Here is a 12,730-nt window from a genome sequence, read left to right as displayed (position 1 = left end):
TACACGGGATTTAAGGTCGGGAGCACAGCAATCAAGCGCATGGATCGTACGGAAATATGTCGCAGCGCGACAGCGGTATAATTCGTCGTCGCTGCGCCCGGTGACAAACCCGGTTCACGTTTTCTCGCACGTTTTCTCCGCGAACGCGGTCGGTGTCTTGCCGGTAACCTGGCGGAACGCGTGGGAAAATGCCGGTACGCTGGCATAGCCGAGGTCGGAGGCGACCTGCTTGACCGAAACATTCGCGCTGCTCGACAGGCGCTCGATCGCGGCCGCGATGCGGGCGCGCTGGCACCAGCTCTTGAACGAGAGCTGCGTTTCCGCCGAGAACAGCCGCGACAGCGTCCGCGCCGAGGTGCCGACGGTGCGCGCCAGCGCATCGATGTCGTGGTCCTGCGTCGGATCGGCCAGCACGAGGTCGGCGGCGCGGCGGCAGCGCGGCTCCTGCGGCAACGGGATGAAGGTCGCGGAGTCCTCGGCCTGGTGCAGCTCCAGCATCACGAGGCGGATCAACAGATCGGTGCGCTCGCGTCCGCATGAGGCGTCGAACAGCGCGAGGATCGCCTGGTGCACCAGCGGCGACACCCGCACCACGAATTCGTGGTCGAGGCTGTCACTGCGCTTTTCGCGCGCGAGCCAGGCCTGGTCGAAATACAGCGTGCGCATCTCGATGTCGGCAAGCACGTCGATCGCGTGCGGGAGCAGGGCAGGGACCCACACCGCGCGGTCCGGCGGCACCAGCCAGCGCCCCTTCGGCGTCGTCACCTGCATGGTGCCGCTGGCGGCATAGACCAGCTGTGCCTCGCGGTGCATGTGCGGGTCGAGCCGGACGCCCTTGCGGTAGGTGCGCGCCACCAGATGCACGCCGTCCCCGGTGACGCGCCGGTCCTGGTGGAGGGCTCTTATTGGCGGCTCAGCGATAGTCATTGGCGACATCCCGTCAGGACAAGCACCTATAACCTATTTTCGAGCAATTGAAGAATCGCGTGAGAGACGTGCCGATGAACAGTCCTAGCAACAGTCCAAGCCGGGTGATCACCTTCGTCAACGCCGCCCATTTCATCGATCACTACGCGATGCTGATCTTCGCCGCCGCCGTCATTATCATGGGCCCGGCGCTCGGCATGGCCTATTCGGAACTGCTGCCCTATGCGACCCCGGGCTTCATCGCCTTCGGCGCCGGCTCGCTGATCACCGGCTGGCTCGGCGACCGCTGGAGCCGCCGCCACATGATGGTGATCTTCTTTGTCGGCATCGGCCTGTCGATGATCTCGGTCGGCTTCGTGCAGACGCCGCTGCAGCTCGGCGCCGCGCTGCTGGCGATCGGCGTCTTCGCCTCGATCTATCATCCGGTCGGCACCGCGATGATCGTGTCCTATGCCGAGAAGCTCGGCGCCCAGATGGGGATCAACGGCGTCTGGGGCAATCTCGGCGTTGCCTCGTCGGCGCTGGTCACCGGCGTGATCGGCCAGTATCTCGGCTGGCGCTGGGCCTTCATCGTGCCCGGCACGGTCACCGTGCTGATCGGCATCGCCTTTGCGATGACGGTGGTGCATGAGGACCGCAAGGGCTCCAGGCAGGCCGCAGCGCAGGTGCGGGTCGCCAAGGAGGACATGTGGCGGGTGGTGCTGTCGCTGCTGATCGTGGTGATCGCGATCTCCACCACCTTCAACGCGGTGACGGTGGCGCTGCCGAAGCTGTTCGCCGAACGGCTCGCCGACCTGACCAAGAGCCCGGCGCTGCTCGGCGTGATCGCGGCCGGGGTCTATGTGTTCGGCGCGATGACGCAGTACACCATCGGCAAGCTGCTCGACAGATATTCGCTGAAGACGGTGGCGCTGCCGCTGTCGTTCCTGCTGGCGCCGTTCCTTTATCTGGCGGCGAGCCTAAACAACCTGCCGCTGATCGTGGTCTCGATCGGCATCGTGATGGGCGCGTTCGGGCAGGTCACGGTGAACGATGCCATGGTCGGCAAGTACACCACCGAGGAATGGCGCTCGCGCGCCTATGCGGTGCGCTATTTCGTCGGCTTCACCGCGGCCGGCGCGTCCGTCGGCCTGGTGGCATGGCTGTACGACCAGGGTGGCTTCTCGATGATGCTGCGCGCGTTCGCGGCGCTCTGCCTGCTGGCGATCGCCGCCGCGATCATCCTGCCGCGCGAGATCCGCACCCCGGCCGCGCAGGCGGGCTGACGCAGGCGTTTTGCCGCCCGTTTGCCGTTGCGACGAGGCGTGCCCGCCCGACCGGCGGGCCTCGGCCGACGGCGGACAACCGTGACATGGTCACGCTTCGCGAACTTTGTCCCGACCCGCAGGTGTGGTAGGTTGAAACGGGCCTCGGGGACGAAGGCGCCGGTTGCGCCTTGAACACGTCTTTGCGGAGCAGCCGGAGCGCTATGGGAGAAATTCGCGACTTCAAGTCAGGCCGGTCACAGGCCGACAATACCCAGCCTCCCGGCGATTCAATGCCGCGGCGCCTCGCGGCGATCGTAGCGGGCGATATCGCCGGCTACAGCCGGTTGATGCAGCTCGATGAGGAAGGCACGCATACGCGCGTCAAGCGGACCCTGCGCGATCTGATCGAGCCCACCATTGCCGAGCACCACGGCAAGCTGGTCAAGACCACCGGCGACGGCTTTATCGCGATGTTCGACAGTCCGGTCGAGGCCGTCCGCTGCAGCATCGTCATCCAGCAGAACATGATCGGCCGCAACGCGGCGATCGCGAGAGATCACTGGATCGAGTACCGGATCGGCGTCAACCTCGGCGACGTCATCATCGAGCCCGACGATATCTATGGCGACGGCGTCAACGTGGCCTCGCGCCTGGAAGGGATCGCAGCGCCGGGTGATGTCTTTATTTCCGGCGGCATCTACGAGCAGATCAAGCACAAGATGGTCTGCGGATACGAATCGCTCGGCGACCGCAAGGTCAAGAACATCACCGATCCGGTCCGGGTTTATCGTGTGCTGCCGGACGCCGCTGCGTACCAACGGACGCGCAGGCGCCGCGAGTCCGTCCTGCTCACGCTGCTCGGACTGGCGGTCGCGATCATCGCCGGAGGCGTGCTGTGGTATCTGCTGGCGCAACCGCGCGGCAAGCCGGCCGATGTGGCACAGGCGCCTCCGGCACCGGCGGCATCGCCTGCCGTCCAGCCGCCGGCACCAAGCCCGGCTCCGACCCAAACCGCAAGTCCGACCCCGGCGGCACCGACACAGCAAGCGTCGCCTCAACCCGCGCCCTCGGCGAGCCCTACCCCGGAGCTGCCGGAGCCCGAACTGGTCTCACTTCAAGCCGGCAGCTTCTCGATGGGAAGCAATGACGATCCGTCGGAGCGGCCGATCCGCCGGGTGACGGTCAAGCCCTTTGCCATGGGCAAGTATCCGGTCACGGTCCGCGAATGGAACGCCTGCGCAACGGCCAAGGCCTGTGGCTTCACGGCCAGCGGCAAGGACGACGTTCCGGTCACCAATGTGAGCTGGAGCGACGCGAAGCAATATGTGACCTGGCTCGCCGAGCGCACCAAGAAGCCCTACCGGCTTCCGAGCGAAGCCGAGTGGGAATACGCGGCGCGCGGCGGAACGCAATCGAAGTACTGGTGGGGCGACCAGGTGCAATCGGGCCACGCCGGATGCAAGGATTGCGGCGGCGACAGTTCGGCCGAGCAGCCGGTCAAGGTCGGCAGCTACAAGCCGAATCCGTTCGGCCTCTACGACATGGGCGGCGGGGTCGATCAATGGGTCGAGGATTGCTGGCACAGGAATTACCAGGGCGCGCCGACCGACGGTGCGGTCTGGTCCGGCGGCGACTGCGCCTCCCATGTCATCCGCTCCGGCTCGTGGAAGAATGACGCACGCTATGTGCGTCCGGCCAATCGCGATAATTACGACACCAATGTCCGTTATCCGACCCACGGTCTCCGGGTTGCGCTGTCTCCCTGAGCGATCATCCCTGATCGCCAGGCTTCATGGAGGGGCTATGAAAAGTTTGGGCTTGATCATGCTCGCTGCGGCACTGACGCTGTTCGCGGCCCCGGCCGACGCGCAGAACAAGCCGGCCGGCAAGGACACCAAGCTGTATTTCATCTGGCCACGCGACGGCGCTAAGCTGAAAAGCCCGTTCTGGTGCCGCTTTGGGCTGCGCAACATGGGCGTCACCCATGCCGGCGACGACTACCCGAACAGCGGCCATCACCACCTTCTGATCGACGTGAATGAGCCGTTGAATGCGAATGAGCCGATTCCGTCGGACAAGTCTCATCTGCACTTCGGTGCGGGCCAGACCGAGACGCAGCTCGATCTGGCTCCCGGCAAGCACACCCTGCAGTTGGTGCTGGGCGACGCCAAGCACTATCCATTCAGCCCGCCGGTCGTCTCCGAAAAAATCACCATCCGCGTGAGATAGGCCGATACGGATAGCTCCCTTGCGAGAACCGGCGCTTGCACAAGGCCGCGCCGTGCGGTTTGTTGCGCGCCTGCCGGACAGCAAGATTCGGTGTGGAGGACGTCCGATGTCGTCTCGACTGCTGCGTCTGGCTGGCTTCGTTCTGGGAGTGATTGTCATGGCCACATCAGCGGATGCCGACGCCTTGAAGGATCAGATCGCGCCGACCGGAAAGCTCCGGGTCGCGATCGCGATCAGCCCGGCCGGCGGCGCGTTCTGGTCGACCAAGACCGAGAACGGCTATGCGGGCGTTCCCGTCGACCTCGGCCGCGAGATGGCGGCGCAACTCGGCGTCCCCGTCGAATATGTCGTGCACCAGAATTCCGGCCAGATCACCGACGCGGCGGCTAAGAACACCTGGGACATCACCTTCCTGCCCAAGGATCCCGAGCGCGAGACCAAGATGACGTTCGGGCCGATCTACGAGGTTGCCGACGCCACCTATATCGTCAAACCCGGCTCGACGATCACGAATTTCGCCACGCTCGACCAGGACGGCGTCAAGGTCGCCGCCGTCAATGCCACCACCACGATGCGCGGCGCGATCGCCCATCTCAAGCACGCCAAGGTCACGGGCTATCAGACCTATGACGAGATCTTCAATCTGCTGAAGAGCGGCGAGATCGACGCCTTCGCATTGTCGCGCGATCAGCTCAATGCGATGGCGAAGAAGATCCCGGGCACGCGCGTGCTGCACGAGACCTTCAAGCAGACCGTCACCGCGGTCGCGGTACCGCTCAACCATCCGCTCGCCGCGGCCTTCGCCACCAGGTTCATGACGGAGGCGATCGCCAACGGCACGCTCCGCAAGGCCTACGACAACAACGGGCTGAAGGGCGCGCCGGTCCGCACCGAGGTGAAGTGACGTAGCGGTGCGTATCGACCCTTTCCCCGTCACCCCAGCGACAAAGGCGAAGCCTTTGCGCGGGGATGACGGTGATGGAGGGGCGCGCATCCTCTGGGCGACATCTGGGCATGCTGCATAATTCCGCGCCATCGCGCCATGCGGTTCCTGCGCCACCAGCCTAACTCATTGTATTAACAGGGATTTAAAGCCAAGCGCCAGCGTCGCCGCTTGGCACATCCATTGCTTTTGATTGCACCAGTCAATGACGACTGCCGTTCTCCGGATTGCCGAGGCCAGTGCTGGCCGAGGCGAGGGGATCAAGGTGCCCGGCCCGGGCGTCTCGAGCAATCGTTGCAGCCCCATCTCCCCGGACGGACGAGCATTTCAACCAACCCGCGTCGCTTCCGGCAGGCAACCGGCGCGGCCGAATTGCGCAAGGGGATTTTACGAATGGCCTATCTCGCTCCGTCCGAATTCGTCACCAAGATGGTGGATGCCGGCGAATCCAAGATCTTCATGTCGACCCGCGACACCGTGATCCGCGCCTATATGGCCGGCGCGATCCTCGCGCTGGCAGCCTGGTTTGCCGTGACGATCAACGTCAATACGGGTCAGCCGCTTGTCGGAGCATTGCTGTTTCCGGTCGGCTTCGTCATGCTCTATCTGCTGGGCTTCGATCTATTGACCGGCGTGTTCGTGCTCTCGCCGCTGGCGCTGCTCGACAAGCGCCCCGGCGTTACGCTCGGCGGCGTGCTGCGCAACTGGGCTCTCGTGTTCATCGGCAATTTCGGAGGCGCGCTCACGCTGGCGTTCATGATGGCCTTTGTCACGACATTCGGCTTCACGCAGGAGCCCGACAAGGTCGGCATGACCATCGGCAACATCGGCGAGGGCCGGACGCTGGGCTACGCGGCGCATGGCGCGGCCGGCATGGCCACGCTGTTCATCCGCGGCATGCTCTGCAACTGGATGGTTTCGACCGGCGTCGTCGGGGCGATGATCTCCACCACGGTGCCCGGCAAGGTGATCGCGATGTGGATGCCGATCCTGGTGTTCTTCTACATGGTGTTCGAGCATTCGGTGGTGAACATGTTCCTGTTCCCGTCGGGACTGATGCTGCATGCGAAGTTCTCGATCATGGACTACCTGATCTGGAACGAGATCCCGACCGTGCTGGGCAACCTCGCCGGCGGCCTCGCCTTCACCGGGCTCACGCTCTACACCACGCATGTGAAGACGGCGCCGAAGCGCCAGCGCCTCGCGGCTTGATCCTCGACGACTTATGGGGCTCTCCTGTCGCGGAGGGCCCCATTGACTTTGGGACGGTCGATGCCGCGCGCGCTGACAATATCGGTCGGGCAATTCTCTGATCAGGGCCGCAAGGACGCCAATCAGGACTTCCACGGCGCCTTGATCCCCGAGGAGCCGCTGCTTGGCCTGAAGGGCATCGCGGTGGTGCTTGCCGACGGCATCTCCTCGAGCAGCGTCGGCCGCATCGCCGCCGAGTCCGCGGTCAAGAGCTTCCTGACCGACTACTACTGCACCTCGGAATCCTGGTCGGTGAAGACCTCGGTGCAGCGGGTGCTGGAGGCGACCAATTCCTGGCTGCACGCGCAGACCAGGCGCAGCCAGAATCCCTACGACAAGGACAAGGGTTACGTCTGCACGCTGAGCGCCCTGGTCGTCCGGTCGACCACCGCGCACCTGTTCCACGTCGGCGACTCCAGGATCTACCGCGTCGCCGGCAACAGCCTCGAGCAACTGACCAACGACCACCGCGTCGTGATCTCCTCGCAGCAGAGCTATCTCGGCCGCGCGCTCGGCGTGAACCCGCAGCTCGAGATCGACTACCAGGCTCTCCCGCTGGAGCGCGGCGACATCTTCCTGCTGGTGACCGACGGGATCTACGAGCATGTCCCAGCGCGGCAGCTGGCGAAGACGATCAAGGACGGCGCCGCCGATCTCGATGTTGCCGCGAAATCGATCGTCGAGCAGGCCTATGAGAACGGCAGCCCGGACAATCTCACCGTGCAGATCGTCCGGATCGACGAATTGCCCGACGGCGATGCCGGCGAGGTGTTCGGCCAGCCGACCGAACTGCCGCTGCCGCCGCTGCTCGACGCACGGATGCTGTTCGACGGCTATCGCATCGTGCGCGAGCTCCACGCATCGCACCGCAGCCACATCTATCTCGCGGTCGATGAGGACAGCGCCACCACGGTCACGATCAAGATCCCCTCGATCGACCTGCGCGACGATCCCTCCTATCTGAAGCGCTTTGTGATGGAGGAGTGGGTCGCTCGGCGGATCGACAGCCCGCATGTGCTGAAGCCGTTTCTGCCGCAGCGCAAGCGCAACTTCCTCTACGTCACGATGGAATATATCGACGGTCAGACCCTGACGCAGTGGATCACGGACAATCCCGCACCGGCGCTGGAGACGGTGCGCGACATCACCGAGCAAATTGCAAAAGGGCTGCGCGCCTTCCACCGCAAGGAGATGCTGCATCAGGACGTCAGGCCCGACAACATCATGATCGACAGGACCGGCACGGTGAAGATCATCGATTTCGGCTCGACGCGGATCGCTGGTGTCGCCGAGGCAGTGCCGGCGGGCGTCGAGGACATCCTGGGCACCCAGCAATACACCGCGCCGGAATATTTCCTCGGCGAGGGCGGCACCGCGCGCTCCGACCTGTTCTCGCTCGGCGTCGTCACTTACCAGATGCTGACGGGACGCTTGCCCTACGGCGCGCAGATCGCGCGGGCACGGACGCGATCCGACTTCAACCGGCTGGTCTACCGACCGGCCGCGCATGGCGGCCGTGATGTCCCGACCTGGGTCGACGGCGCGCTGGAGCGCGCCGTGCATGCCAATCCGCTCAAGCGCTACGAGAGCTTTTCGGAATTCTTGTTCGACCTGCGCAATCCCAACGCAAAATATCTGACGACGTCATCGACCCCGCTGATCGAGCGCAACCCGGTGCTGTTCTGGAAGTCGACCACCCTCCTGCTGGCGCTGGTCGTGGTGCTGCTGCTCGCCTACGGCGCGCATCATTGGCGGTAGTGTATCTAGTCGCCATCTAGTCCCGTCACCCTGAGGAGCCCGCACTTGCGGGCGTCTCGAAGGGTCGACGGCCACCAGCCGGGCCGTGCATCCTTCGAGACGCCCGCAAGTGCAGGCTCCTCAGAGCCTGACTGAAAAATGGGTGAGTGATCTCAGTGGGGTGTGATTCCATCGGATTTGCAAAGATTCGAGGGAGAGCACGATGCCCTGGACCAAGATCACTCGGGAGCAATATCGGCGGGACGATCTGCGTTATGCAAGCGATATGACCGATGCGGAGTGGGCGCTGATCAGACGCCTGTTGCCGCGAGCGAACCGGCGCGGCCGGCCGCGTAAGACGGAGCTGCGTCGTGTGATCGAAGCGATCCTCTATATCGTTTCGACCGGCTGCCAGTGGCGGGCGTTGCCGCAGGAGTTCCCGCCCTATTCGACGGTGCAGGGCTATTTTTATAGATGGCGGGATACAGGCCGGTGGCAGAGGATTGTCAGCGTGCTTGTCCGACGGGCGCGAAAAAAGCTTGGACGGACACCGAAGCCGACGGCAGCCGTGATCGACAGTCAAAGTGCGCCGACCACGCAAGCTGGCGGACCGCGCGGCTACGATGCAGGCAAGCGCATCTACGGCCGCAAGCGGCACATTGTGACGGATACCAATGGCCTCCTCCTCGGGGTTCATGTTCATCCCGCCAACGTTCAGGACTGCCATGGCGCCGTACCGCTGCTGAAGAACGTGCGGATGAACTTCCCCCGGCTGCGCCACGTCTTTGCCGACCGGATCTACCGCGGAAATCAACTCCTCGACGCGCTCTCAGACTGCGGTCCATGGACTGTCGAGATCGTCGAGCGGCCTCAAGGCGTCAAAGGCTTCCAGCTTCTGCCGAGGCGGTGGGTGGTTGAACGCACATTCGCTTGGTTCGGCAGATGCCGCCGCCTCGCCAAGGACTTCGAGGCGACGGTGGCAACCGAAGCTGCCTGGCTGCTGATTGCACACATCAGGCTCCTGACCCGCAGACTCGCGGCTGCAGCTAAGGTTGGGTGATTTATGAGTCAGACTCTCAGGATGACGGGGAGGGAGTAGAACGGGGAGAGAGTCGGACGCCGCTAATGCGTCCCACCCGCCGCAATCGGATCGAGGCCGCTCTTCACCAGCGCGTCGTGCGCATCCGGCGAGGCGAGGAAGCTGATCAGCGCCTTGCCGGCCTCACGCTCCTTTGCAACCGTCGCGATCCCGGCAGAAAACACCGTGATCTTCTGCAACGGCTCCGGCAGTGGGCCGACGATCTCGATGCCGGCGACCGGCTTCAGCTCGGAGATCTGCTGCAGGCCGATCTCGGCCTCGCCCTTGGCGACGATCTCGCCGACCGGGGTCGCCGGGATCATCCGCGCCTTGTCCTTCATCTGATCGGCGATGCCGAGCTTTGCGAACATCTCGGTCGAGACATAGACGCCGCTGGCGCTGTCGGAATAGGCGACAGACTTCGCCGCCAGCAGCGCCTGCTTGACGGTGTCGGCCGAGCCGATGTCCGGTTTTGGCGCGCCGGCCTTCACCGCGATGCCGATCGGCGACTTCACGAGGTCGACGCGGCTGTCGGCCAGCACTTTGCCCTGCTTGATGAGATCGCCGAGCGCATAGCCGACCATGATCAGCACGTCGGCCGGCTCGCCGCGCTCCAGCCGCACCGGAATGGCGTTCGTCGTGGTACCCATCGACGGCCCGAAGGCGGTCACCACCTTGTGCCCGGTCTTGCGTTCGAACTCCGGCACCAGCGCCTTGTAGGCCGCCGTCAGCCCGCCCGAGATCATGACATGGACTTCGGCGGCAGTTACGGCTGAGGTGAAGGCGAGGGCGCCGATCACGGCAAGCGTGAGGGCACGGAAGGCAGTGGGCGCGCGCATGGAGTTTCTCCCTGGACGATTCTTCGGAAGCGGGTCGTCGTGGCCGGGGAGACTACTGCGCGAGGGCAGGCATGGCTAGCGCCACACCGTCATTGCGAGGAGCGCAACGATACAGATGGAGCATTGTCGGGAGGCGAGATTTCGTAGCCCGGATGAAGCGGAGCGAAATCCGGGGGCGGCTTCTCCGCGGAAACACCTTCCCGGATTGCGCTTCGCTTCATCCGGGCTACGGGGAATCTGTCACGAATTCACATGCACGAAGTCGCGCAGCAGCGGGTAGATCTCGTTGTTCCAGCGCTTGCCGGAAAACACGCCGTAATGGCCGACGCCGGCCTGCATGTGATGCACCTTGCGATAGGTGCGGACTCCGGTGCAGAGGTCTTGCGCGGCGAGCGTCTGGCCGATCGAGCAGATGTCGTCCTTCTCGCCTTCCACCGTCATCAACCCCATGCGCCGGATCGCCGCCGGATTCACCGGGCGGCCGCGATGCATCAGCATGCCCTGCGGCAACAGATGCTCCTGGAACACGTCGCGCACCGTCTCGATGTAAAACTCCGCCGGCAGATCCATGACCGCGAAATACTCGTCGTAGAAGGTCTTGATCACAGCGGCCTTGGCGGTCTCGCCCTTGGCGAGATGATCGGCGAGATCGATGTGCTGCTTGATGTGCCGCTCCAGGTTCATCGACACGAACGCCGTGAGCTGCACGAAGCCGGGATAGACCTGACGCAACGCGCCCTTGCACTGCATCGGCACGTAATTGATCAGATTGTCCTCGAACCATTTGATCGGCTTGCTCTTGGCGAATTCGTTCACCTTGGTCGGCTGGATCCTTGTGTCGATCGGCCCGGCCATCAGGGTGAGCGAGGCCGGCCGCGCCGGGTGATTGTCCTCCGACATGATCGTGGCGGCCGCCAGCGCCGACACCGAAGGCTGGCAGATCGCCACCATATGCGCGCGCGGGCCGAGCTGGCCGAGGAAGTCGATCAGATGGTCGGTGTAATCCTCGAGCCCGAAGCGGCCCTTGCTGCGTGGGATGTCGCGCGGGTTGTGCCAGTCGGTGATGTAGACGTCGTGGTCCTGCAGCAGCGTCTTCACGGTACCGCGCAGCAGGGTGGCAAAATGCCCGGACATCGGCGCCACCAAGAGCAGCCGCGGTTGCTCCGGTCCGTCCACCTTCCTGAAATGCAGCAGCGAGCCGAACGGCGTGGCATAGGCGACCTCCTCGGTCACCTCTAACTCCCTGTTGCCGACCGTCACGCTGCCGATGCCATAAGGGGGCCGCGCGTAGGTCAGGCTGGAGCGCGAGATCAGCTCGAGCGCGGCCGCGAGCCGGCCATACATCCGGTCAGCGGCGCCCTGCGGCACCAGATTGAGGTATTTCAGCGCCGCTGCAGCCCCGGTCCGCCATGGCGCCGTGAGGTCCATGTGGTTCTGATAGGCTTGGTACATCATTGACATCATACGCATCCACCCGTGGCCTGGCTTGCCATGCAATATCGACGCCAGAGGCGGGCCGGCCGCCCGGCAAATTGGCACGTGGCTTGCTGCAAAAGCTGATGGCTCCGGGTGCGCGGCGGCTGAACCGGCGCGCGATATCCGGGAGCTGAGGACGCGTTCAGGCGTGAGGGACCGATATGGCGAAAGCGACACTCACCATCAGCAGCAAGAATTACTCCTCCTGGTCGCTGCGCGGCTGGCTGCTGGCGAAATTCGCCGGGCTCGACTTCGAGGAGGTGGTCACCGCGCCCGACGACCCGTCGGCCCGCGCCGAGCTGCTGCTGCTGTCGTCCTCGATCCTGGTGCCCTGCCTGCGCCACGACGGTGCGACGGTGTGGGATACGCTGGCGATCGGCGAGTATCTCAACGAGATCATGCCGCATGCCGGGCTGTTGCCGGAAGACCGGATTCAGCGCGCGCATTGCCGCTCGATCTCGGGCGAAATCCATTCCGGCTTCACCACGCTGCGCTCTTCGCTGCCGGTCAATCTCAAGGGCCATTTCCCCGGCTTCAAGATCTGGTCGCGAGCGCAGGCCGACATCGATCGCGTCTGCACCATCTGGCGCGATTGCCTAGGCGCGTCGGGCGGGCCGTTCCTGTTCGGCGAGCGCCGCACCATGGCGGACGCGATGTATGCGCCGGTCGTGACCCGCTTCATGACCTATGACGTCAAGCTCGAGCCTGCACTTGCGGTGTATGCCAGCACCATCATGACGATGCCCGAGATGCAGGAATGGATCGAGGCCGCAAAGGCGGAGCCGGCCGACGTCGAGGAGCTCGAGGTCGAATATTAGGCAGCGCCCGTGCCGGCCTGCCTGCATCGGCGGCTCAAGCACGAGGCAAGCCTTGCTCAATGGACGTGCCACCGGCGTCGGGTACCTGCCATGCGCGACGGACGCGCGCGACAGCCACTGAGGCGCAAATTCGCGCCTCGCTCCAAATGCTTCCGCGGCGATATCAGCGCATGGCGAGACGGTTC

At 64.4% G+C, this 12,730-nt stretch carries 11 protein-coding genes; 8 read left to right on the top strand and 3 right to left on the bottom strand.

Annotated elements, in window-relative coordinates:
• Nucleotides 1-114: 114 nt before the first annotated feature.
• Entirely contained in the window at nt 115-927 is an 813-nt protein-coding gene (locus ACVW1B_RS24295; RefSeq protein WP_310883474.1) for an AraC family transcriptional regulator, read from the bottom strand.
• Nucleotides 928-1,001: 74 nt separating this feature from the next.
• Here ACVW1B_RS24295 and ACVW1B_RS24290 point away from each other — a divergent pair, with 74 nt between their 5' ends.
• The 7 genes from ACVW1B_RS24290 to ACVW1B_RS24260 all read left to right on the top strand — a co-directional run bounded on the left by ACVW1B_RS24290 (nt 1,002) and on the right by ACVW1B_RS24260 (nt 9,394).
• Nucleotides 1,002-2,192 carry an MFS transporter gene (locus tag ACVW1B_RS24290; RefSeq protein ID WP_253607465.1) on the top strand — a complete coding sequence of 397 codons (1,191 nt, stop codon included), beginning with the start codon at nt 1,002-1,004 and terminating at the stop codon, nt 2,190-2,192.
• Nucleotides 2,193-2,395: 203 nt separating this feature from the next.
• Entirely contained in the window at nt 2,396-3,940 is a 1,545-nt protein-coding gene (locus tag ACVW1B_RS24285) for an SUMF1/EgtB/PvdO family nonheme iron enzyme (RefSeq protein ID WP_310883475.1), read from the top strand.
• Between the two features lie 37 nt (nt 3,941-3,977).
• On the top strand, nt 3,978-4,403 hold the full coding sequence (locus tag ACVW1B_RS24280) for a DUF4399 domain-containing protein (protein WP_092085737.1): 426 nt from the start codon (nt 3,978-3,980) through the stop codon (nt 4,401-4,403).
• Nucleotides 4,404-4,560: 157 nt separating this feature from the next.
• A complete protein-coding gene (locus ACVW1B_RS24275) occupies nt 4,561-5,307 on the top strand; it encodes a transporter substrate-binding domain-containing protein (protein ID WP_456822310.1) in 747 nt (248 codons plus the stop codon).
• A gap of 432 nt (nt 5,308-5,739) precedes the next feature.
• On the top strand, nt 5,740-6,558 hold the full coding sequence (locus ACVW1B_RS24270; RefSeq protein WP_310883477.1) for a formate/nitrite transporter family protein: 819 nt from the start codon (nt 5,740-5,742) through the stop codon (nt 6,556-6,558).
• Between the two features lie 60 nt (nt 6,559-6,618).
• Nucleotides 6,619-8,355, top strand: a complete 1,737-nt coding sequence (locus tag ACVW1B_RS24265) for a bifunctional protein-serine/threonine kinase/phosphatase (RefSeq protein WP_310883478.1) — start codon at nt 6,619-6,621, stop codon at nt 8,353-8,355.
• Nucleotides 8,356-8,557: 202 nt separating this feature from the next.
• Nucleotides 8,558-9,394 carry an IS5 family transposase gene (locus tag ACVW1B_RS24260; RefSeq protein ID WP_225164260.1) on the top strand — a complete coding sequence of 279 codons (837 nt, stop codon included), beginning with the start codon at nt 8,558-8,560 and terminating at the stop codon, nt 9,392-9,394.
• Between the two features lie 62 nt (nt 9,395-9,456).
• Here ACVW1B_RS24260 and ACVW1B_RS24255 read toward each other — a convergent pair whose 3' ends face one another.
• Together ACVW1B_RS24255 and ACVW1B_RS24250 are read right to left on the bottom strand one after the other, a co-directional pair.
• Nucleotides 9,457-10,251 (bottom strand): substrate-binding domain-containing protein, encoded by a 795-nt coding sequence (locus ACVW1B_RS24255; protein WP_310883488.1) that lies wholly within the window; start codon nt 10,249-10,251, stop codon nt 9,457-9,459.
• Between the two features lie 240 nt (nt 10,252-10,491).
• Nucleotides 10,492-11,715 carry a polyhydroxyalkanoate depolymerase gene (locus tag ACVW1B_RS24250; RefSeq protein WP_310883489.1) on the bottom strand — a complete coding sequence of 408 codons (1,224 nt, stop codon included), beginning with the start codon at nt 11,713-11,715 and terminating at the stop codon, nt 10,492-10,494.
• 173 nt (nt 11,716-11,888) lie between these two features.
• Between ACVW1B_RS24250 and ACVW1B_RS24245 the strand changes: the two genes are divergently transcribed.
• A complete protein-coding gene (locus ACVW1B_RS24245; protein WP_168857485.1) occupies nt 11,889-12,545 on the top strand; it encodes a glutathione S-transferase family protein in 657 nt (218 codons plus the stop codon).
• Nucleotides 12,546-12,730 lie beyond the last annotated feature (185 nt).

The sequence above is a fragment of the Bradyrhizobium sp. USDA 4502 genome (genome assembly GCF_054063355.1).
Note: the sequence above shows the minus strand (reverse complement) of the source record. Positions and strands in the feature narration are given on the sequence as shown.